This is a genomic window from Rothia sp. 11273D007AR, from assembly GCF_053547255.1.
In genome coordinates this window covers 173,082-195,412 of sequence record NZ_JBPPWJ010000001.1, presented here as the reverse complement: position 1 = coordinate 195,412, position 22,331 = coordinate 173,082, and the positions used below count along the sequence as shown (strand labels likewise).

General features: G+C 61.7%; 19 protein-coding genes. 4 read left to right on the top strand and 15 right to left on the bottom strand.

Annotated features, from left to right (window positions below):
• The first annotated feature begins 77 nt into the window (after positions 1 to 77).
• Positions 78 to 794, top strand: a complete 717-nt coding sequence (gene lexA, locus ACED88_RS00895; RefSeq protein WP_449108482.1) for a transcriptional repressor LexA — start codon at positions 78 to 80, stop codon at positions 792 to 794.
• Positions 795 to 808: 14 nt separating this feature from the next.
• On the opposite strand, the gene ACED88_RS00890 is transcribed toward lexA, so the two are convergent.
• Together ACED88_RS00890 and hflX are read right to left on the bottom strand one after the other, a co-directional pair.
• Positions 809 to 2,845 (bottom strand): ATP-dependent DNA helicase, encoded by a 2,037-nt coding sequence (locus tag ACED88_RS00890; protein WP_449108481.1) that lies wholly within the window; start codon positions 2,843 to 2,845, stop codon positions 809 to 811.
• Complete coding sequence (gene hflX, locus ACED88_RS00885; RefSeq protein WP_449108480.1) at positions 2,842 to 4,446, bottom strand: GTPase HflX; 1,605 nt, start codon at positions 4,444 to 4,446, stop codon at positions 2,842 to 2,844. Before hflX ends, ACED88_RS00890 begins: the two co-directional genes overlap by 4 nt.
• An 87-nt stretch (positions 4,447 to 4,533) precedes the next feature.
• Between hflX and ACED88_RS00880 the strand changes: the two genes are divergently transcribed.
• Positions 4,534 to 5,139: a class I SAM-dependent methyltransferase gene (locus tag ACED88_RS00880; protein ID WP_449108479.1), complete on the top strand. Its 606-nt coding sequence runs from the start codon at positions 4,534 to 4,536 to the stop codon at positions 5,137 to 5,139.
• Here ACED88_RS00880 and ACED88_RS00875 read toward each other — a convergent pair.
• The 4 genes from ACED88_RS00875 to miaB are packed head-to-tail and all read right to left on the bottom strand — an operon-like array spanning position 5,116 to position 9,231.
• The gene (locus tag ACED88_RS00875; RefSeq protein WP_449108478.1) at positions 5,116 to 5,757 is read right to left on the bottom strand and encodes a class I SAM-dependent methyltransferase; all 642 of its coding nucleotides are present in this window, start codon (positions 5,755 to 5,757) and stop codon (positions 5,116 to 5,118) included. The genes ACED88_RS00880 and ACED88_RS00875 overlap by 24 nt on opposite strands.
• Complete coding sequence (gene dapF / locus ACED88_RS00870) at positions 5,758 to 6,714, bottom strand: diaminopimelate epimerase (RefSeq protein WP_449108477.1); 957 nt, start codon at positions 6,712 to 6,714, stop codon at positions 5,758 to 5,760.
• A gap of 36 nt (positions 6,715 to 6,750) precedes the next feature.
• A complete protein-coding gene (gene miaA / locus ACED88_RS00865) occupies positions 6,751 to 7,713 on the bottom strand; it encodes a tRNA (adenosine(37)-N6)-dimethylallyltransferase MiaA (protein WP_449108476.1) in 963 nt (320 codons plus the stop codon).
• Between the two features lie 3 nt (positions 7,714 to 7,716).
• Entirely contained in the window at positions 7,717 to 9,231 is a 1,515-nt protein-coding gene (miaB, locus tag ACED88_RS00860; protein WP_185173265.1) for a tRNA (N6-isopentenyl adenosine(37)-C2)-methylthiotransferase MiaB, read from the bottom strand.
• A 34-nt stretch (positions 9,232 to 9,265) separates the two neighbouring features.
• Here miaB and ACED88_RS00855 point away from each other — a divergent pair, with 34 nt between their 5' ends.
• Positions 9,266 to 10,333: a hypothetical protein gene (locus ACED88_RS00855; RefSeq protein WP_449108475.1), complete on the top strand. Its 1,068-nt coding sequence runs from the start codon at positions 9,266 to 9,268 to the stop codon at positions 10,331 to 10,333.
• 89 nt (positions 10,334 to 10,422) lie between these two features.
• Positions 10,423 to 11,646 (top strand): aromatic amino acid transport family protein, encoded by a 1,224-nt coding sequence (locus ACED88_RS00850; RefSeq protein ID WP_449108474.1) that lies wholly within the window; start codon positions 10,423 to 10,425, stop codon positions 11,644 to 11,646.
• A gap of 65 nt (positions 11,647 to 11,711) precedes the next feature.
• Here the strand turns inward: ACED88_RS00850 and ACED88_RS00845 are convergent, their stop codons facing one another.
• The 9 genes from ACED88_RS00845 to dapA form a co-directional block, all read right to left on the bottom strand.
• Positions 11,712 to 12,713 carry a regulatory protein RecX gene (locus ACED88_RS00845; protein WP_449108473.1) on the bottom strand — a complete coding sequence of 334 codons (1,002 nt, stop codon included), beginning with the start codon at positions 12,711 to 12,713 and terminating at the stop codon, positions 11,712 to 11,714.
• Between the two features lie 95 nt (positions 12,714 to 12,808).
• On the bottom strand, positions 12,809 to 13,915 hold the full coding sequence (recA, locus tag ACED88_RS00840) for a recombinase RecA (RefSeq protein ID WP_185173268.1): 1,107 nt from the start codon (positions 13,913 to 13,915) through the stop codon (positions 12,809 to 12,811).
• A gap of 204 nt (positions 13,916 to 14,119) precedes the next feature.
• Positions 14,120 to 14,341 carry a DUF3046 domain-containing protein gene (locus ACED88_RS00835; RefSeq protein ID WP_449108472.1) on the bottom strand — a complete coding sequence of 74 codons (222 nt, stop codon included), beginning with the start codon at positions 14,339 to 14,341 and terminating at the stop codon, positions 14,120 to 14,122.
• A gap of 102 nt (positions 14,342 to 14,443) precedes the next feature.
• A complete protein-coding gene (locus ACED88_RS00830) occupies positions 14,444 to 14,893 on the bottom strand; it encodes a helix-turn-helix domain-containing protein (RefSeq protein ID WP_237186848.1) in 450 nt (149 codons plus the stop codon).
• A 204-nt stretch (positions 14,894 to 15,097) separates the two neighbouring features.
• On the bottom strand, positions 15,098 to 15,640 hold the full coding sequence (locus ACED88_RS00825; RefSeq protein ID WP_449108471.1) for a CinA family protein: 543 nt from the start codon (positions 15,638 to 15,640) through the stop codon (positions 15,098 to 15,100).
• Between the two features lie 6 nt (positions 15,641 to 15,646).
• The gene (gene pgsA / locus ACED88_RS00820) at positions 15,647 to 16,249 is read right to left on the bottom strand and encodes a CDP-diacylglycerol--glycerol-3-phosphate 3-phosphatidyltransferase (RefSeq protein ID WP_185173271.1); all 603 of its coding nucleotides are present in this window, start codon (positions 16,247 to 16,249) and stop codon (positions 15,647 to 15,649) included.
• A gap of 81 nt (positions 16,250 to 16,330) precedes the next feature.
• The gene (locus ACED88_RS00815; RefSeq protein WP_449108470.1) at positions 16,331 to 19,468 is read right to left on the bottom strand and encodes a DNA translocase FtsK; all 3,138 of its coding nucleotides are present in this window, start codon (positions 19,466 to 19,468) and stop codon (positions 16,331 to 16,333) included.
• An 87-nt stretch (positions 19,469 to 19,555) separates the two neighbouring features.
• Entirely contained in the window at positions 19,556 to 21,271 is a 1,716-nt protein-coding gene (locus ACED88_RS00810; RefSeq protein ID WP_449108469.1) for a ribonuclease J, read from the bottom strand.
• Between the two features lie 102 nt (positions 21,272 to 21,373).
• A complete protein-coding gene (gene dapA / locus ACED88_RS00805; RefSeq protein ID WP_449108468.1) occupies positions 21,374 to 22,306 on the bottom strand; it encodes a 4-hydroxy-tetrahydrodipicolinate synthase in 933 nt (310 codons plus the stop codon).
• Positions 22,307 to 22,331: the final 25 nt, after the last annotated feature.

Below are 22,331 nucleotides of genomic sequence, written 5' to 3'. Positions count from 1 at the left end.
TGACATAGTCTTAGAAGACCACTTGATAGTGAACACCGGGTGGCTGACATTTTAAGAACCAACAGAGACGAGATACCGTGAGCGAACGAACTCCGCAGACTCCGGCAAGCCCGCACCACAAGGGCTCTCGCCCCCTCACTGCCCGCCAGAAAAAAATTTTGAGCGCCATTTCAAGCGCTATTGATGAGCACGGCTACCCGCCGTCTATGCGTGAAATCGGTGACCTCGTTGGTCTCGCTTCACTCTCATCTGTTACCCATCAGCTCTCTCGCCTAGAAGAGATGGGCTATATTAGGCGCGACCCCAAGCGTCCTCGCGCCATTGAGGTTCTCACCGGCGAGACCTCCCCCGAAGAAGTAAAGCCTGAAACCAGCGTCATCACGCTGCCGATTGTGCCTACCTTCGCGCAGACCGACGATAACCTCGCTACCGTTCCTCTGGTGGGCCGTATTGCTGCGGGCTCACCCATTGCCGCTGAGCAGGCAATTGAAGACGTCATGACGCTCCCCCGCCAGCTCGTAGGTCAGGGCGACCTCTTTATGCTGCGAGTCAAGGGCGACTCCATGGTCGATGCTGCGATTTGCGACGGCGACTGGGTCGTAGTGCGTGCCCAGAACACCGCCCAGAACGGTGACATCGTCGCGGCCCTGCTCGACGACGAGGCCACCGTGAAGACCTTCCGCCAGCGCGATGGTCACACCTGGTTGCTGCCCCAGAACACCCAGTACGAGCCCATTCTGGGCGATAAAGCCACCATCATGGGTAAGGTCGTCTCCGTACTGCGCAGTCTCTAAGACCTAGCCTCTCACTAGTCGATTGACTGCCTAAGGCGCTCAAGGGCTCCTAGCACCACGTCCTTGCGGGTTGTTGTCCAGAAGGGCGGAAGGGACTTCACCAGATAAGAGCCGTAGCGCTGAGTAGCGATGCGGGAGTCAAGGACGGCCACAACTCCCCTGTCACCGACCGACCGCACCAGGCGGCCGGCGCCCTGGGCCATGCGTACCGCCGCATGGTAGGCAGACACAGCCATAAAGCCGTTACCGCCAGCAGCTGCTACCGCCCGGGTGCGCGCCTGCGACAGCGGATCGTCGGGGCGGGGGAAGGGAATACGGTCCATCATGACCAGGCGGCAGGAGTCGCCAGGAACATCCACGCCCTGCCAGAGACTCATGGTGCCGAATAGGCAGGAATCGGTGTCCTCAGTGAACTCCTGCACCAGGGCACGCAAAGACGACTCCCCCTGCAGAAGAATGTTCAGGTCGGTGCGCTCCCGCACGTACTCGGCAGCCAGCTCAGCACCACGCTTAGAGGAAAAGAGCCCCAGCGCGCCGCCACCCGAGGCAGTCACGAGTTCAACGATACGGTCCAGCTGCTCTACCGAAACTCCCCGCCCAGGTTTAGGCAGGTCAGAGGCTAGATACAGCACGCCCTGCTTGGGGTAGTTAAAGGGTGAGCCCACGTCGATACCGTCCCAGCGCGGAGCGTCCTTACCCATCAGCCCCAGAGCACCAGCGGCGGCATCAAAACTTTCTCCCACCGTCAGCGTCGCAGACGTCAGCACCACGGTGCGGTTTTCGAAAAGCCCCTCTCGCAGGTAACCGGCAACTGAGATAGGGGCAATGTTCAGGGTGGCGGGGTCATCGTCAGCTGCCGCCACATACCCCCTACCGGGCTCCCAGGAGCCGGTACGAGAAACCCAGATAACCTGATAGAGCGGGTCAGCGGTCAGCATCTTTTCTGAGGTTTCGTGCACCTCTGTCAAGGCGGCACGCGCCATCTGGCGGCCAGCGTCGCCGTCCTTGTCCCCGCTCTTCGTATCGGTGAGGGCCTGACGCGCCGCATCGCGCACGCGTTCCATGGCAGCGGCAACCCGGTCAGGCAAGCCCTTGGGCATCATCTCGGCGGGTACCCCATTGAGAGAGTCGTCAAGGGCCAGCGCTGCCTGTTCTAGTGCCTTGTGGTCGGCGTCCGTGTGCCGTTTGAGGCTGCGGGCAACCTTGGTAATAGCAGCAGGAGAGAGTGCCCCGGTGACGGCGCCGGTGACGCGGTCAGCCAGTTCGTGGGCCTCGTCGATGATGGCGATGTCGTGGTCGGGTAGCACCGCAGCACCCTCAAAGGCGTTGATGGCGAGAAGGGCGTGGTTGGTAATGACGATATCTGATTCAGCAGCCCTGGTTCGGGCCATCTCGCTGAAACATTCTTCGATCAGGGGGCATTTTTTGCCCAGGCATTCTGAGGCTGTGACGGCTACCTGCCGCCATGCCTTATCGCTGACGCCTGGCAGCAGCTCGTCACGGTCGCCGGTGTCGGTGGTCTGTGCCCATTCGCGAAGGCGCACAACTTCTTCCCCCAGTTTTCCGGCGGGGCCGGTGGAGCCGGTGGTAGCGTCCATGTCGAAGAGGGCGTCACCGTCGTCCTCGGGGTAGCCACCTTCCAGCTTGTGCAGGCAGACATAGTTGTTGCGGCCCTTGAGGATGGCTACATCGGTTTCGTGTTCGGGCTCATCTCCCAGTGATTCCAGCAGGCGAGGAATGTCTCTGTTAACGATCTGGGATTGCAGGGCCAGGGTTGCGGTTGCCACCACGATGGGCTTTTCGGCGGTCTGGGCGGCATAGATAGCGGGCACCAGGTAGCCCAGGGACTTACCGGTGCCGGTACCTGCCTGCACCAGCAGGTGCTTTTCAGTCTCCAGGGCGCGGGCAACGTGGGCCGCCATGGTGCGCTGACCATCGCGCATCTGGCCACCGGAGCGTTCCACCACGGTGTCCAAGAGGTGCAGGACGGGCTGGGCACCGGGCAGGGTTTCTAGCTCCTGACCGGTGGGTGCGGTGACGTGTTCCTTCATGCGCGCTGAGTTTCAACCGCCCCAGAGGCGATAGCTTCATCGATTTCAGGTTGCAGAACCTCGAGCAGGTCTTCTTCCAAAACGTACTCAGCCAGGTCAGAGGCTACCTCATCACGTACTAGGGCCTGCACGTAGGTGCCGTCAGAGACAAAGGCGGTACGCAGGATTTCAGCGTCCCATTCGTGCAGGCGGGAGACGACGCTGCCTGCTGAGTAGGGCACCAGCATGTTGAGCTCAATCGAGGGGCGGGGAATGGTGTCCGCAATCTTCTGCTGTAGTTCCTCGATACCCTCACCGGTACGGGCCGAGACCACAACGTGGTTGAGTTCCTTCTGCCGTAGACGCTCAATGACGAAGGGGTCGGCCGCATCTGCCTTGTTGAGCACGATGATTTCGGGGATATTTTGGGCGTCGACCTCGGTAATCACCTGGCGGACGGAGTGAATCTGCCCCTCGGGGTCGGGGTGGGAGACGTCCACAACGTGCACGATGACGTCGGCGTCCGCGACCTCTTCTAGGGTAGAGCGGAAGGCCTCCACCAGCTGGGTGGGCAGGGCGCGCACGAAGCCGACGGTGTCAGACAGGGTGTAGCCCACGCCGTCCGGAGTCTGGGCCTTGCGCACGGTGGGGTCGAGGGTCGCAAAGAGGGCGTTCTCGACCAGCACGCCGGCGTCGGTGAGGCGGTTGAGCAGGGAGGACTTACCGGCGTTGGTGTAACCGGCAATAGCTACGGACGGCACCCGGTTACGCTTGCGGTTCAGGCGCTTGGTTTCACGGGCAGGAGCCATGGCCGCAATCTCTCGCTTGAGCTTGGCCATGCGGGCGCGTAGGCGGCGGCGGTCCATTTCAATTTTGGTTTCACCGGGGCCGCGGGAACCGATGCCTTCACCACCGGCGGCACGGCCACCAGCCTGACGAGACAGAGAGGCACCCCAACCGCGCAGACGCGGCAGCATGTATTCGAGCTGGGCCAGCTCAACCTGGGCCTTACCTTCACGCGACTTAGCGTGCTGCGCGAAGATATCGAGAATCAGGGCGGTTCGGTCAATGACCTTGACCTTGACGATATCTTCAATGGCTCGGCGCTGGGAGGGGGCTAGCTCGGCGTCCACAATCACGGTATCGGCGCCGGACGCCTCAACGATATCTTTGAGTTCCAGCACCTTGCCGGAGCCCAGGTAGGTACCCGGGTCGGGCTTCAGACGACGCTGCACCAGGCCGTCCAGAACCTCAGAACCGGCGGTCTCAGCCAGAGCCGCCAGCTCACGCAGGGAATTCTCGGCTTCTTCCAGAGTGCCCTCTGACCAGACGCCTGCCAGCACAACGCGTTCTAGGCGCAGCTGGCGGTATTCGACCTCGGTAACGTCGTCAAGCTCGGTTGATAGACCGGCTACACGGCGCAGTGCTCGACGCTCTTCAAGGTCCTGCTGGTCACCATCGTATTCAGAGTGTTCGCGCTGGTTATCAGAGAGTTCGCGGGCCCTTTCATCGAGCACGCTACCGTTGGCCTGAGCCCGCCCCAGCACGCGGTCTACTGTACGTCTCAGCTGTTCATCTGAGGGAAGATTGGGGTCATTGCTGGGGGTTGAAGTCTCGGTCATAGTACCTTTCGAGGTGGGTTGAGGCGTCCTTCTATTCTAGCTTTTCCGGGCCGGTAAGGGCAGGGGCTTAGCGTAGAATGAACGTCTATGAGTAGCGCGCACTATTTTTCTGAAAACCCCACCGGCGATTTTTCGCCCCAGCCTGTGACTGTTGAGCTGGGCGGACGCCGGGTGCAGGTTCTGACCGCTTCAGGCATCTTTAGCCCGGGTGGGGTTGATAAGGGAACCCGTATTCTCCTCGATGAGGCCCCCGCCCCGCAGGGGGCGCGCATGCTCGATATCGGGTGCGGGTGGGGCCCGATTACCCTGACCCTGGCGATGGCAGCGCCTGATGCTGAGGTCTACGGGGTCGAGGTGAACTCCCGCTCCGCCCAGCTCACCGAGATGAACGCTGAGCACCTGGGTCTCACCAACGTGACGGTATCTGCGCCCGAGGCCCTCGATGAGTCCCTGACCTTCGACACCATCTGGTCTAATCCGCCTATCCGCGTGGGCAAGGACGTCCTACACGGCATCATGCACACCTGGCTCCCCCGCCTGGCTCCCGGCGGCACCGCCTACCTGGTCGTGCAGAAAAACCTGGGCTCAGACTCCCTACAGAAGTGGCTGGCTGAGACTTTCCCCGACCTAGACGTAGCCCGCTACGCTACCTCGAAGGGCTTCCGCATCCTAGAGGTGCACCGCCCGGCGTAGCACCATCGCGGCATCTGGAATGGTTGCGGGCTCACCCTCGGGTGAGGTGATATCCCGAATCCATTCTTCGGCCAGTACGATTTCAATATCATCCCGGCCCTGGGTAAGAGCTCGGGCCTCTTCTGCTGCCTTGACCATGCGGGCCTTGTGTTTACGGGCGTCCTCGGGGTCAGCGAAGGAGGGAGCGCCTGCGTGCGCTACCGATATGAGCTCCCCACCGGGTTTCAGCAGGTCCAGGGCCGCTGCAAGCAGGGGCAGGCGGTCAAAGTCAGCGTAAGACTGCAAGAAGCTAGTGACAATCAGGTCAAAACGCTGGTCGGTAGACCAGTCGGTGAGATCAGCGTCGATAAAGCTGGCGTCCAACCCTTCGGCTGCCGCGCGGGCGCGAGCGCGCCCCACTGCGACGTCCGAAATATCGATGCCGGTAGCCTGCCAGCCGCGGGCTGCCAGCCAGAGCACGTCCCCGCCTTCGCCGCAGCCGAGATCAAGGACGGAGCCGGGAGCGCGGTCTCCAATCAGGGTAACGAGTGAGGCGTTGGGCTTGCCCGACCACATCTGTTCCCGCTCTAAGTAGATCTCGTTCCAGAGCTCCCGGTTGTTTTCTACGTTTTCAGTCATTTAGCCCAGCAGTACCTTACCGGTCATAGCGGCAGGGCCGGCCAGGACGACGTGTTCGAGGTTGTCAGGGCCCAGAACGAAGGTGACGGCCAGGGTGCCGCCGGGTACGCGCACCAGCCACTCGTCGGGGGCGTCTTCCCCTCCCCAGAAGCGGGTGGCGGCGGCAGCTGCGCAGGCGCCGGTACCGCAGGAGAGGGTTTCGCCGACGCCGCGTTCGTGTACGCGCATGCGGATGGAACCGATGTTTTCGGTGGCGGGGTCGCCGTCCTCTGCTGAGATTTCTTCGGGTACAACGAACTCTACGTTGGTGCCTTCAGGCGGGTTGGGTGAAACCTTGGGGGCTTCGTGCAGGTTCAGCCCGTCAAGTTTTCCGTCGGTGCCCAGCATGACGACGGTATGGGGGTTGCCCATGGTGATGGACAGGGCCCCGCGGGGAGTGCGCAGGCCCTTGGTGGTCACCTGGGCGTCGGTGCCGTTATCGCGGGCCATGTCACCGTTGATGAAGCCCCAGGGGCCCATGTCGATGGCGTAGCCGTCTTCGGTGCGGCCCACGGCCTTGATGCCGGCGCGGGTGGCGATGAGCAGGCGTCCGCCCTCTTCGAGCTCAACCAGCTTCTCGGTCAGCAGGTAGTCAACAAAGGCGCGCACCCCGTTACCGCACATCTCAGCGATCGAGCCGTCGCCGTTGCGGTAGTCCATGAACCAGATAGCGTCGGGAGCCTCTTCCAGCAGGTGGGAGGCAAAATCCAGGTGCTCGGTCTTGACCGCGCGGATAAAGCCGTCGGCGCCGATGCCGAAGTGGCGATCGGTCACCTTGGCAATGAGCTCAGCCGGCAGGTCGAGCCTAGCTTCGGGGTCGGTGACGAAGATGAAGTCGTTACCGGTTGCCTGCCCCTTGGTGAGGGTCTTGCCGGTCAAATCGCCCCAGACGGGGGTTTCTACGGTGTGGGTTGCCACGGGTTTTGCCTTTCCGTTGTGGGGCGCTTTTTCTTCTTAGTCTAGTGCCTGGTGGCCCTTGATGATCGCCAGGGCCTCGGTGAGCAGATCGGGGCTGGACCAGTCAAGCCAGTGCACCCGCTCATCTGCCCTGAACCAGGTGAGCTGGCGGCGGGCGAACTGGCGGGTGGCGGTGACGGTATCTTCAACTGCCTGGGCGACAGAATATTCCTCACCGGCAGGCAGCAAGCCGCGGGAGGCGTCCAGAACCTTGAGAAATTCCCGGTAGCCGATAGCCGCCGGGGCGGTTTTGCCCCGGCGCAGTCCCCTGGCTTCGAGGGCTTCTACCTCGGCCAGCAGCCCGGCTTCTTCCATGGCAACTACCCTCTGGTGCAGCCGCTGGTGTAGCTGGGCGCGGTCGCCGTTGAGACCAATTTGCAGGGCAGGCTGGTGGTAGGTGCGGGTGGGCATGAAGGACGAGAAGGGGCGACCGGTCACCTCAAAGACCTCCAGAGCGCGCACCAGGCGGCGGTCGTCCTTCACCCGCTCAGCTGATTCAGGGTCAACCGCGCGCAGGCGCTCCAGTAGGGGGCCGGGGCCGGACGCCGCCAGCTCAGCTTCCAGCCGAGCCCGCACCGCCGGGTCGGTTTCGGGAAATTCCAAAACGTCCAGGGCAGCGCGCACATACAGACCGGATCCACCGACCAGAATCGGGTAGTTCCCGCGAGCGCGAATCTCATCAAAAATCTGCCGGGCCTGGGACTGGAAGGTAGCGACCGAGGCTTCCTCCGTGACATCGAGGGTGTCGAGCAGGTGGTGGGGAACCCCCTGCATTTCTTCGGCAGTAACTTTGGCGGTGCCGATATCCATACCCCGGTAGAACTGCATGGAATCGGCATTGATGCACTCCCCGCCCAATGCTCGTGCCAGCTCGATAGCGAGGGCGCTTTTACCTGAGCCGGTGGGGCCCACCACGGCGATGATGGGCAGGGAGCTGCTGGCGGCGTCCTTCTCTGTCATGGGTTAGAGGGCGGGCTTGAAGGTGGGGAAGCCCAGGGAAACCGGGGTACCGGGCACCTGGGTGGTACCGGTACCGCAGGAGTCGGCCTGGGCGCGGTCCCAGGCGTCGCCTGCGCGGGAGCGGCGCACCGAGTACTGGTCAGCGGTGGGGTCAGAAATCAGGTGGAAGGAGCCGGCCTCGGTGATGGGCAGGGTCACCAGGTCGCCGGGGCGGGGCACCTCGCAGCCTTCGGGCACGGTGAAGTGCACCAGGCGCTGGTCGCGGGCGCGGCCCGACAGGCGGCCGGTTTCTTCGGCCTTACGCCCTGACTCTGCGGTAACCATCAGCTCAACGGTCTTACCCAGCTGCTTACGGTTTTCTTCACCGGCAATGCGGTCCTGTAGGGCGATCAGACGCTCGTAGCGTTCCTGCACCACAGCCTTGGGCACCTGGTTGGGCATGGTCGCTGCCGGAGTGCCGGGGCGAATCGAGTACTGGAAGGTAAAAGCGGACGAGAAACGCGACTCTTCGACCACGCGCAGGGTCTCCTGGAAGTCCTCTTCGGTTTCGCCGGGGAAGCCGACAATAATGTCGGTGGTGATGACGGCATCGGGGATGCGCTCGCGCACCTTCTCCAGAATGCCCAGGAACTTCTTGGAGCGGTAGGATCGCTTCATGTCTTTGAGCACCTTGTCAGAGCCGGACTGCAGGGGCATGTGCAGTACGGGCATGACGTTGGGGGTTTCGGCCATAGCGTCGATGACGTCGTCGGTGAACATGGCCGGGTGGGGGGAGGTAAAACGGACGCGCTCCAGCCCCTCGATCTCGCCGCAGGCTCGCAGCAGCTTCGAAAATGCCTGGCGGTCGCCAAAGCCCACACCGTAGGAGTTGACGTTCTGACCCAGCAGGGTCACTTCGATAGCGCCGTCGTCCACCAGGGCCTGCACTTCTGCCAGAATCTCGCCGGGGCGGCGGTCTTCTTCCTTACCGCGCAGGGAGGGCACGATACAGAAGGTACAGGTGTTGTTGCAGCCCACAGAGATAGAGACCCAGCCGGAGTAGACGTGGTCACGTTTGGTCGGCAGGGTGGAGGGGAATACCTCCAGTGCTTCGAGCAACTCGGCCTGGGCCTCGTTGTTATGACGGGCGCGCTCCAGCAGGGTAGGCAGGGAGCCAATGTTGTGGGTACCGAAAACCACGTCAACCCAGGGGGCCTTCTTCAGAATGACGTCCTGGTCCTTCTGCGCCAGGCAGCCGCCCACGGCAATCTGCATGCCCTCGTTCTCACGCTTGACCGGGGCGAGCTGACCCAGGTTACCGTAGAGCTTATTATCGGCGTTTTCGCGCACGGCACAGGTGTTGAAAACGACCAGGTCGGGGGTGGTTCCCTCTTCTGCGGGCACGTAGCCTGATGCTTCAAGCAGGCCGCTCATGCGCTCTGAATCGTGTACGTTCATCTGGCAGCCGAAGGTACGCACCTCGTAGGTGCGGGTTTTGGGTGCTGCCACGGGCTTGTCGGTGTTCACGTCAATACTCACCCGTATAGTCTACTAGGTTGCTATTCTGGGCTCTATGCCGGTTCGCCCTTCTCCCTCATTCTTTGCATCACGTGCCGCCCAGGCTGCGAGTGCCTACTCCCCTAGCGCGGTGGAGCAGCCCGTCGATTCCCCCGCTTTTTTGCGTCTGCTGGCCGGGCTTTTAGAGCGGTCTGTGGAACTGACCGGCGTTCAGGTTACTGATGCCGAGGTTCTGTCGAGCGGGATGCGGTCGGTGGTGGTTCGGGTGCGGGGTCATCGCGGGGCGAGCTGTGTGCTCAAGTATTTTCGCCGCAAAGACTCAGCCCGCAACTCTGGCGGTTTTGGCTACCTGCGCGAAAAACACGGCCTTGCTGCCCTGGAGCAGGTCGCACCGGGGCTCTACCCCCGCCTGTTGGCTGCTGACGACGCTGCCCGTCTGCTGATTCTTGAGGACGTCGCCAGCGGCAACCCTACAGTCAGCCTGGGCGACCTCCTACTTTCTACCGGGGCGGACGCCACACCCCACCGGGCCCTGACCGCTTGGGTTGATACCTGGGCTAGTATCCTGCGCTCCCCCGCCCAGGCTGCCGCCCAGGCATCTTTTGCCGCTGAGCTTGCGAGCGCTGACGCGCGGGCGTCCGCACCGGGGTCCCTACCCTCACCCCAGCTTGCCTTCAAGGGCCTACGCCTGCTGGCCGAGAGAAAAGGTATGCCGGTGGGCTCGGTTGAGTTCACGCAGATGGAGCAGGCCGTGGAGGGCATTATCTACCCGGTGCCGAGTGAGAGGGTGCTGTCGTCCGGCGATTTTTCTCCGGCCAATCTGCTGCAGCTGGCGGCCCCTGGGGCGGGGGTTCGCGGTATCGACGCTGAGGGCACCTGCTGGCACCACTGGGCGTTACCGGTGGCTGAGCTCCTGCTGGGCTTCCCGTCCTGGCCTGAGGGGCCCCTACCGCAAGCAGTATTAAGCAGCCTGACCTGGCACACAAAAACCCAAGAATTCTACGAGCGAGTCTCACCCCAGCCCCAGGCAGCTTTTGATCACGATCAGCACGTGGCTTCGGCGGTTCTCACCCTCCAAGCAATCTTAACGGAACAAACTGTCGGGCATAAGCAGTCACAATAGCTCTTATTTTGCCCCGCCGGGAGTACTATCTACTTCAGTACCTCACACTGTACGCACCCTTCTTATGTTCCCCTACCCTAAGGATTTCCATGTCCTCGTCCGCTCCGTCAGGGTCAGTCGCTTATCAGCGCCCTGCCCCAACCCTCAGTGTCCTCCAAGGCATCGCCCTCATCTTCGGCACCAATATTGGCGCGGGCATCCTCAGCCTGCCCTACGCCGCCCGCAACGGTGGTTTCCTGGCGCTCGCCATTGCCCTCACCATTGCTGGTTTGCTGACTACCTTCTCTATGATGTACATCGCCGAGGTTTCTCAGCGCACCAAAGAACCACTACAGCTCTCAGGCCTAGCAGAAAAGTACCTGGGTCAGGCCGGCCGCTGGGTCATCTTCGCTGCTATCATGGTCAACTCCATCGGTGCACTCATAGCCTACGCCGCAGGCTCAGGCTCTCTGCTCAACAATCTCACCGGTTTACCACAGCTCGCTGGAACCCTACTTTTCTTCGCGCTTGGCTCCTTCATCATGTTTAAGGGTCTACACGCCACCGGTCTTGTCGAAGGGCTCATTACCACGGGCATGGCAGCGATCATTCTTGCCCTCTCACTCTGGACTATTCTTGGCCCCGGCATTACTCTCTCCAACCTGGTAGAGTTGCACCCCTTCTTCATCGTGCCAATTATGAACCTAGCGGTCTTCACCTTTATGGCTCAGTACGTTGTCCCTGAGCTGGTACGCGGACTTGGCGACGCCAACCCCAAGGCTATCCCCACCGCTCTCGTTGGCGGCATGTCAGCCACCGGTTTCACCCTCGCTCTGGTTCCCTTTGTCGCGCTGGGCTTGCTCGGTGATAACGTCTCTGAGGTTGTCACGCTCTCCTGGGGTGAAGCCCTGGGCCCTCTTGCCTACTACCTGGCTAACATCTTTGCCCTGCTGGCAATGTTTACCTCTTTTGTAGCTATCGGCTACACCGCTATGCGTAATATCCTCGATATCACTCGCTGGGAAGAACACGGACCGCTTCGTATCGCCGCTGTTGGCCTGACCGTTTTGCCCCCGCTGGCTATCTCAATTGCCGGTCTAGGCGGTTTCGTTTCTGCCCTATCATACGCCGGCGGCTTTGCCGGTGCTGCTATGTCTATCCTCCCGGTGCTCATGCTTCGAGCCGCCCGTAAAAAGGGCGAGCTAGAACCTATCTGGACAGTGACCTGGCAAGCTCACCCCATTGCCCAGGGGATTCTCATTGTGACCTATACGGTTGCCTTTATCTACTCGGTTGCCGCTATTTTTGGTCTACTGCCCAACGGCTGGTCGTAAACCTGCCGCAGGCCATATCAGACTGGGGCGCACGGTACATACCTCTGTACCGTACGCCCCTGTTTTTAGTCATAGTAGGAATAGCTATCCTGTGCGGTCATGCCCATCTCTTGAGCGTAACTCTCGACCTCTTCGCGCACCACGCTAAAAGCTAGGCCCGCCGGGTAGCCCTTGCGACCCAGCATAGCCACCAGGCGGCGCATGACCTTCTCTTTCTCAGCCCTGTCCCCCAGGTTCATTGAGGGGCGCAGTTTTTTGCGCACCAGCTCGTGGGCGTCGGCGCGCTCATCCTCCTCGGTGCGCTGCTCCAGAGCTATTTCGGCAAGCTCACCCTCAACCCCCTTGGTTTTCAGCTCCCGCCGGATAGCCGACCGCGACAGCTTCTTCACGTTCATTCGAGTTCGCACATACATGTCAGCGAACTCAGCGTCGTTAATCAGGTTGACCGCCTCAAAACGGTTCAGGATATCCTCAATAACCTCCGCCGAGATTTCTTTCTCAACCAGCTTTTTCTCCAGCATGGCCCGGGACTTAGGCGACGCAGCAAGCTGATTCAGCACAATATTTTTAGCCCGCGTAAATTCACTCTCCGGCTCCTTACCGGCGCGGCCTCTCTTCTCAGGCATAGGAGTGATCCCCTGCACCAACATCTCTTCGTCGGTGACCGGCTCGTTCAGGGCTGAGCCTTCACAGAAGAGGGGCTGCGAGCGCTTGCGCTGGGGAGTTTCGTTCTCTGGGGCGGACGCCGCCCCGATAGCGGGTGCGAAGGGCGAGCGGGCAGCGTATTTGGCGGGCGGCTTGCGGAACCCTTTTTTGAGGTTGGGGTTACGACGGCGGGTGTATTTGCCCTGACGGGCTGGTTCCGCAGCCTCGGCTACTTCCCCACCGTCACGGTTACTACCCGCTGCGGCTGATGCTTTGCCGGTATAGGGGGTAGCGGTTTGCGTGCTGGCGTAGGCGCCAGACTCCCCCGGCAGGTCCTGGGTCAGACCCTGTGCCGCCGGGTGCCAGGCCGGGTACTCCTCAGGGGCAAGAAAATCTTCGATTCCTGGGTTTTCTGCGCTCACATTCCCCTCCTACTACCTACATCGTGTCATGTCGAAAGCCGCCACTACCGGGGGCTTTTCCCGGTGGTGGCGGCTACTAGCTCGCTGTTATGAGTTTAGAAGTTCTCAGAGATGTCATCGAGCGGGTCGACAGAGGTGCTGGGCTCTACCTCGTCCAGTTCTTCCTCTTCACCCTCAATGATGCCGAGCTTGACCATGGTCTTGTACTTGATCTCTTCGGTCAGTTCGGGGTTGTCCTTGAGGAAACGGCGCACGTTTTCCTTACCCTGGCCCAGCTGATCGCCCTCATAGGTGAACCAGGCGCCGGACTTCTTGACCACGTTGTGCTCAACGGCGAGGTCAAGAATGCCGCCTTCAACCGAGATACCCTCACCGTAGAGAATATCGAATTCAGCCTGCTTGAAGGGCGGAGCCATCTTGTTCTTGACGACCTTGGCGCGGGTACGGTTACCGATGGGGTTAGCGCCGTCCTTGAGGGTCTCAATACGGCGAATATCGATACGTACCGAGGCGTAGAACTTCAGGGCCTTACCACCGGTGGTGGTTTCGGGTGAGCCGAAGAAAACGCCGATCTTTTCGCGCAGCTGGTTGATGAAGATAGCGGTGGTGTTGGTTGCTGACAGGCGGCCGGTAATCTTACGCAGGGCCTGGGACATCAGACGAGCCTGCAGACCCACGTGGGAGTCACCCATCTCACCCTCAATTTCAGCGCGGGGCACCAGAGCGGCAACGGAGTCGACCACGATGATGTCGATGGAGCCAGAGCCCACCAGCATATCCATGATTTCGAGGGCCTGTTCACCGGTATCGGGCTGGGAGACCAGCAGGGCGTCGGTGTCTACACCCAGCTTGGCTGCGTAGACCGGGTCAAGAGCGTGTTCAGCATCGATAAAGGCTGCGATACCGCCAGCCTTCTGCACGTTAGCCACAGCGTGGAGGGCAACGGTGGTCTTACCGGAAGATTCAGGGCCGTAGATTTCTACCACGCGACCGCGGGGCAGACCACCAATGCCAAGGGCGGCGTCCAGGGCCAAAGCGCCGGTTGAAATAGTCTCGACCTTGCTGGCCTCGCGGTCTCCCAGGCGCATGACGGAGCCCTTGCCGTAGTTCTTATCGATCTGGGCAAGGACGGCCTCAAGTGCCTTTTCGCGCCCTTCGGCGGGCACCTGACCTACTGACTGCATGCGAGTTTTCGCTGCCATGTATGTTCCTCATTTCTTATCGCGGTACGAGAGTTCTTCTCTGGCTACCACGGTAATACCTAGGGCTGACACTTTAAGGGTTCAGCGCGAAGATTTTGAAAATCTGTGGATAACCCGGTTATGTGTCGCGGGCTGCCGGTCGTTTGTTCACAATCCTACAGGAATTCGAACACATTTTCTATTAAGTACGAACGATTTTCTAGCCTAGGGGCGCGGTTCAATATCGGGCCCCAGCTGCCGTTCCACAGGAACGTCCTGCACCCGGCAAATAGCCAGCCACACCTCGCGCACGTTGGCGCCGGCGTCCAGGGCTTGCTGGGCCGTCAAATCACCGAAGTCCCCGGGCACCAGATCACGGGCTAGATGGCGGGCATAGACCGGACTAAACTCATGGTCCATCGCCGCCCAAAATTCGCTGAGCTTCATCTTCTTCCTTCCTCCACAGTACACAGACACCACAGAACACAAAGAGAGCCGAGCCCTTGCGGGGCCCGGCTCCATCTCTTAGTTACCTAGAGAGCGAATCGTCTAGCGAGCTGCCAGGGGGCGCTCAACGGCGGGAATATCGCGGCTTGAGGTAGCGGCGATACCGTATTCGCGCTTGAACTGTTCTGAGAATTCAGCGGGCACGGTATCGGGTACCGAGAAGCCTTCTTCAACAGCCATACGGGCTGAGACTTCGGCCAGCATAGCTGAGAGGGAGATGTTCAGTGCCTGGCAGATGGAAGCCAACAGCTCTGATGAGGCTTCCTTCTGGCCGCGCTCGACCTCGCTGAGGTAGCCCAGTGATACTCGGGCTGAGTGGGAAACTTCGCGGAGGGTGCGGCCCTGGCGCTGGCGAACATCGCGCAGAACTTCGCCGATAGCGTGGCGGAGCAGGATTACTTTACCGGTGTCTTGGGCGGGGGCAGCGTTCTCAGTCTGACCCACATCCTTCCAACGGACGACACCGTTCACGGATACGGGCTGCTTAGTCATTTTTATACCAATCTCCTGGTTGTCATGCTCCCGTTATATCAGGAGCGGGTGTTTTCAGCCTAGCGCATGTTCGCGCTTTCGTCAGCTGACCTCAAGAATATTTCGTTTACTTACGACTTTTTCTTGTTACATCTATCTAAACCTACGCGGCTGTGTTTTCATTCCCTGTTAGCTGAAAAATTCATCTGAAAATTTTCTGGGAGCTTACTTGGCGGCTTCAGTAAGAAACTCTGCAAGCAGGTTCAAGGCATCGTGGGCGGCTTGGGCACGAATTTCTGCCCGGTTGCCCGCATAGTTTTTTTCAAGCACGTGGACGCCCCCGCTCGCCGGGTGCGCTACAGCCAGGTAGACGCGCCCTACCGGTTTGCCATCGCAGGGCTCCGGCCCGGCAGCCCCGGTGGTGGCTACGCCGAAATCAGCCCCGCAGACCCGGGCGGTTCCCTGAGCCATGGCGATTGCAACGTCTGGGTCTACCGCCCCTCGCTCAGCGAGCAAACCGGCAGGTACCCCCAGCACAGAGGCCTTGACCTCGGTGGCGTAGGAGATAACGCCACCCCGATATACCGCAGATGCCCCGGGAACCGTGCAGATGAGCTGGCCTACCATACCCCCGGTCAGGGACTCTGCCGTTGCCAGCTGAGCACCGGCGTCCGCCCCCTTCTGCGCCCCATCGGCTGCGCGAGCTACAGCAGCGGCAACCAGGCGGGCAGCTGCGCGCTCAAGGTCCTGGGCACTTGTCTCTACCATGCCGGGCTACTTCCCCTGAGCAGCGAAGTAGTCGCGGCGCAGCTGCATGGCCTTGACGACGTAGTCGATACCGGTTACTACGGTCACGACCACCACAGCGGCCATCACCAGGTAGCCGGGCCATAGAGCCCAGGAACCCAGCTGACCCAGCGGGAGAATCATCAGCACCAGGGCCACCGTCTGCAGCACGGTCTTGAGCTTACCGCCCTTAGAGGCCGCCATGACCCCGTACTTGATGATGAACAGGCGCATCACCGTGATACCCCACTCGCGCACCAGAATGACGATGGTGACCCACCACCACAGCTCCCCCAGCATGGACAGCACCACGAAGGCCGCTCCGGTGAGCAGCTTATCGGCGATGGGGTCAGCGATCTTGCCGAAGCTAGTAATCAGGTTGTTTTTGCGGGCCAGGTAGCCATCGAGCCAGTCGGTAATCATGGCCAGCACAAACACGGCGGCTGCCCACCAGCGCAGGCTCAGGTTGGCCTCGCCGTGGGGCCCGCCGGCCCAGAGGGCCCAGACGAACAGGGGAACCATCACAATGCGCAGGGCGGTCAGCGCATTCGGGATGTTCCAGTTAGAAGCGGTTGCGGTCTGGTCGGCCACGGTGTTCTCCTTAGGGTGGTTCAGCCCCGCTCGCGATAAGCGGGGCGGACGCCGTCGGTTGGGTCTGGCAGGGAAGGCCGGCTAGCGGCCGGTCAGGTTCCAGGCGTCTTCGCTGTCGGGGGCGTCCGCCTCGTCGTAGTAGTCAACGGCCTGCGGCACCCCGTCGTTCATGTGGGCTACGGGGTCCCCGCCGTAGGGGTCGCTGTCTACAGGGGCCGGGGGCTCTTCACCCCGAATCTTAGCGAGGACGGCGGGCAGGTCATCGGGCTGGACCAGCACATCACGGGCTTTCGAGCCCTCAGAGGGGCCAACGACTTCGCGCGATTCGAGCAGGTCCATCAGGCGCCCTGCCTTAGCAAAGCCCACGCGCAGCTTGCGCTGCAGCATGGAGGTCGAACCGAACTGGGTGTTGACCACCAGTTCAGCTGCCCGCAGCAGGTCATCCAGGTCGTCCCCGATGTCGTCGTCAATCTTCTTGGAGGGAGCAGCAGCGATCACGTCGTCGCGGTAGACCGCAGGAGCCTGCTTCTTCACGTGCTCCACGACCTCGTGAATCTCAGATTCACCCACCCAGGCGCCCTGCACACGCATAGGCTTCGACGCGCCCATGGGCAGGAAGAGGGCATCACCCTGGCCAATCAGTTTCTCGGCGCCGGGCTGGTCGAGCACCACGCGGGAGTCAGTCACCGATGAAGTGGCAAAAGCCATGCGGGAGGGCACGTTAGCCTTGATCAGGCCGGTGACCACATCGACGGACGGACGCTGGGTCGCCAGCACCAGGTGAATACCGGCGGCGCGGGCCAGCTGAGTGATACGGACGATGGACTCTTCCACATCACGCGGGGCAACCATCATCAGGTCGGCAAGCTCGTCCACGATCACCAGCAGATAGGGGTAGGCCTTGATCTGGCGCTTGGAACCGGGCTCCGGCTGAATCTTGCCAGCCTTGACGGCCTTGTTGAAGTCGTCCACGTGCTTGTAGCCGTAGTGGGCAAGGTCGTCGTAGCGGGCGTCCATCTCTCGCACAACCCACTGCAGGGCCTCGGCGGCCTTCTTGGGGTTGGTGATGATGGGGGTAATCAGGTGGGGAATCCCCTCGTAGGCGGTGAGCTCCACGCGCTTGGGGTCAACCATAATCAGGCGCACCTGATCGGGGGTTGAGCGCATCAGGATCGAGGTAATCATGGAGTTCACGAACGAGGATTTACCGGCACCAGTAGCACCTGCCACCAGCATGTGGGGCATCTTCGCCAGGTTAGCGATGACGAAGCCGCCCTCGACGTCCTTACCCACACCCATGACCATGGGGTGGTCGGTAGCGTGGGCCTTGGCGGAGCGCAGCACATCGCCCAGCACCACGATTTCGCGGTCGGTGTTGGGAATTTCGATACCGATAGCGCTCTTACCCGGGATGGGCGAGAGGATGCGCACGTCGGCAGATGCCACGGCGTAGGCAATGTTCTTGGACAGGGCGGTGACGCGCTCCACCTTGGTGCCGGGGCCCAGCTCAATCTCGTAGCGGGTGACGGTGGGGCCGCGGGAGAAGCCGGTGACTTCGGCGTCCACGTTGAACTGCTGGAGCACGTTGGTCAGGGCATCGACCACCTGTTCGTTGGCTTCGGAGCTTTCCTTGGCGGGCGGGCCGGCCTCGAGCATGGACTCGGTGGGCAGGGCGTAGGAGCCGGTCGAAGACTCCACGACCAGCTCGCCACGCGGCTGCTCGGTTCGCTCTGCCACGGTGTTGTTTTGCAGACGGGCGGACGCGCTCCCCTTGCCGGGGCGGGGTACGGCAGGAGCTGATGCGGGGGCAGGTGCTGATGCAGAAGCAGCAGCCGGTCGGCTAACAGGCTGAGGCGCAACAGTCTCGGGCTCAAAGCCGTCACGGTCTGCTTCTACCGGTTCAGGGCTGTAGCCGTGATCCGCGGCAGCCTGGCGGGCCTGGTCCAGGCGCTGAGCCGGGGCGTCCGAACGGTCTTCGCCGGGGTAGCTGGCCGCGAGCTCGTCCTCGCTCTCCCATAGCCCCTGGTCAAAGAGCTCGCCCTGTTTCTTGGCGGCCTTAGCCGCTGCTTTCTTCTCTTTACGGGTCTGCTTGCGGGGGGCCTCAACGTCAAAGGCTTCTACGGGGCGGGCCGCGTTCTGGGCAGCGCGGCGGGGGGCAACAGGAACCTGCTCAACGCGGGCGGTTTCAGGTTCGGCGTCGTAACCGTCCTCAATAACAGCGGTCTGGTAGGCCTCATCTGCCTCGTAGCGGTCAAGCCTCCGGTCCTTCTCTTCGCGGGGGCCAAAGCCCAGCCAGCTCAGCAGGCCACCGCGGCGGCGGGGAGCCGGGGCGGGGGCGTCCTCATAGAGATAGGAGCGGTCGTGCTCGCCATCCAGCACGCGGGTTTCGGTATCGTCCTGGGTACGGGAAGCACGGGAAGGACGCCCGGCGTCGGCAACAGAGCCGTGGGGCTTTTCGCCCAGGAGCAGGCCGAAAATATGCACGACCTTGGGCCAGATCTGGCGCAGGGGCGTATCGGTGGCCACCAGCAGACCGGCCAGGAAAACCAGGGCAATCAAGAGCCATTCCAGCACATTCACGCCACCTACGATACGGCTGGCGGGGGTGCCAATCAGCACGCCAACGGTACCGCCGCCGCCCCAGAATTCATCAAAACTCGATGAGAAAGAGGGGTAGCCCGCCACTTTGGCCCCCATCATCGAGGCAGAGACCGTCATGATGGTAAAGCCAATGGCGATGCGGTTGTTAGCTCGCACCTCCAGCGGGTGGCGGAAGATACGGATAGCGAAAATCAGGCAGAGGATAGGAATGAGCAGGGAGCCCTGGCCGAAGAGACCGCCCACAGCGATGTGCCACAGGTGCAGGGGCCACTCGTACCAGGCCAGGTTAGCGGGGTCCGCCCGCCAGCCCCACCATTCCACGCCCGCGGTGAGCAGGCCAATAGCCAGTACCAGCAGGGCCCCGCCGTCACGGCGTTCGTGCAGTTCGATATCGGTGCGGAGCTCGCCCATACGGCGCACCGCACCGCCCACGGTAAAGGCTAGAGACTGCCAGGCTCCCACCAGGGCGCGCACAAAGGCGTTACTCTCCTGAGGGGGTGCTGACGTGGTCTTACGGCTTCGACCTTGAGCGGAGGTTGAGCGACGTGAGGACGTCTTGGAGCGGCTCCCCGCGGCGCGGGGGGCTGATTTACTCGATGCAGACTTTCGCGGAGCCATTCTTCCCAATACTGGTTGACGTTGGTATGCGTTTAAATAGCTTACCCGGCAGCAGGTAAAACTGCCGCCGGGTATGCTCAGAGGTTGCTAGTTGCCTTCAGCCTCAGGGGTGTGGGTCTCGATGACCACGGGCACGATCATGGGCTTGCGGCGCAGACGGCGGGCCACCCAGGCACCCATGGTGCGGCGGACGATCTGCTGCAGCTGGTGGGTGGTGTGCACCTTCTCGGGGGCCCGGTGCAGGGCGTCTTCGAGGGCTGCGGTGATCTTGGGGGTGATGTCGTCGAAGACGGAGTCGTCTTCGGCGATGCCTCGGGCGTGGATGTCGGGGCCGGTGACCACGCGCTTGGTGGCGCGGTCGACCACGGTCACGATGGAAACGAAGCCTTCTTCGCCCAGGACGCGGCGGTCCTTGAGGTCATCTTCGGTAACGTGACCTACAGACTTACCGTCAACGTAGACGTATTCGCAGGGTACCTGACCGACGATATCGGCGTGGCCATCGCGCAGGTCAACGACGGTACCGGAGTCACAGATCAGCACGCGGTCGCTCTTGATACCGGTTTCGATAGCGAGCTTGCCAGAGGCCAGCAGGTGGCGGACTTCACCGTGTACGGGCATGACGTTCTTGGGCTGCAGGATGTTGTAGCAGTAGAGCAGCTCGCCGGCGGCGGCGTGGCCGGAGACGTGGACCTTGGCGTTGCCCTTGTGTACCACGTTGGCGCCCAGCTTCATCAGGCCGTTGATCACGCGGTAGACGGAGGTTTCGTTACCGGGAATCAGGGATGAGGCAAGGATGATGGTGTCGCCCTTTTCGACCTGAATCTTGTGGTCGCCATTAGCCATACGGGAGAGGGCTGCCATGGGCTCGCCCTGGGAGCCGGTGCACATCATGACAATCTGCTCGGGACGGTAGTCGTCGACCTTCTTGAGGTCGACCAGAATACCTTCGGGTACGTTCAGATAGCCCAGCTTCTCGGCGATGGTCATGTTGCGCACCATGGAGCGGCCCACCAGCACGACCTTGCGGCCGCGCTCGGCGGCGGCGTCAAGTACCTGCTGCACGCGGTGCACGTGGGATGAGAAGGAGGCAACGATAACGCGGCGCTTAGCGTCGCGCATGACGTTAGAAATAACCGGGCCAATGTTCTTTTCGGTGGGGGTGAAGCCGGGAACCTCAGCGTTGGTTGAGTCAGGCAGGAAGAGGTCGATGCCCTCTTCACCCAGGCGGGCGAAGTGACGCAGGTCGGTGATGCGCCCGTCGAGGGGCAGCTGGTCCATCTTGAAGTCGCCGGTGTGCAGGCACTTACCGGCCTTGGTACGGATGAAGACTGCCAGGGCATCGGGAATAGAGTGGTTAACGGCTACAAATTCGCATTCGAAGGGGCCGAAACGCTCAACCTGGCCCTCAACGACGTCCATGGTGTAGGGCTTGATGCGGTGTTCCTGCAGCTTTGCCTCGACCAGAGCCAGGGTCAGCTGGGAGCCAACCAGGGGAATGTCGGGGCGCAGACGCAGCAGGTAGGGTACAGCGCCGATGTGGTCTTCGTGGCCGTGGGTCAGCACGATGGCCACGATGTCCTGCAGACGGTCCTTGATGTAGTTGAGGTCGGGCAGAATGAGGTCAACGCCGGGCTGGGACTCTTCGGGGAAGAGCACGCCACAGTCAACAACGAGCAGTTTGCCGTTGATCTCGTAGACGGTCATGTTACGACCGACTTCACCCAGGCCGCCCAGGGGCACAACGCGCAGGGTGTCTTTTTTCAGTTTGGGGGGTAGGTGCGGGCTTTCAACTGTTTGCATAGTTTCTCTTTCGTTCGTTTTTCTTTTCTGAATACGGGCAAAGCGGGCCACCCAAAATCGCCGTGATTTTGGGTGGGCCCGCCGGGTACCCGCAGTACGTTTTTACTTGACCAGGGTTGAGGCGATGATGGAGCCTTCGAGGTCGGAGCGCATGAGGGCGGCTTCTTCGTCGGTAGCCAGTACGTGCGGCAGGCGCACGGTAGCTGAGTCGAGGATGCCCTGCCAGGTAAGAATCTGCTTGGCGGCGACGCAGCCGGGTACGCGGCTCATGGCGGCGCGGACGACGGGGGCCAGGTCGAGGTGCAGTTTCTGGGCGGTTGCCAGGTCACCGGCGATGGTTGCGTCGATGAGCTGGCGGAAGTGTTCGGGGGCTACGTGGGAGGTGACGCCTACAAGGCCGACTGCGCCCATGGCGAGCCAAGGCAGGGTGAGGCCGTCATCGCCTGAGTAGTAGTCCAGGTCGGTGGTTTCCATGACCTCGGTGGCAGCGGTGAAGTCGGCCTTGGCGTCCTTGACTGCCACGATGTTTTCGTGGTCTGCCAGGGCACGGTAGACGGCCGGGGTAATGGGGATACCGGCGCGCCCGGGGATGTCGTAGAGCATGACGGGGGTCTTAACCGCGTCAGCTACAGTGCGGAAGTGGGCTTCAAGACCGGTCTGGGTGGGCTTGTTGTAGTAGGGGGTGACCACGAGCAGGCCGTCTACGCCTACTGCTTCAGCGCGGGAGGCCAGGTGCAGGGTGTGGGCGGTGTCGTTGGAGCCAACGCCAGCTACGATTTTTGCGCGGTCGCCGACGGCTTCTTTGACGATGCGGAAGACGTTTTCGTTTTCTTCATCGGTCATGGTGGAGTATTCGCCGGTGGTGCCGCAGACGATGAGACCGTCGTGGCCTCGGTCCACCAGGTTGGTCGCGAGCGTTGCGGTTGCTTGTTCGTCCACTTCGCCGTTGGAGGCGAAGGGGGTGACCATGGCGGTGAGCAGGCGCCCGAAGACGGGTTCTGCTGAGGTTGAGGTGTTCTGTGCGGTCTCAGACATATCTACTACGTTACCTTATCTGGCT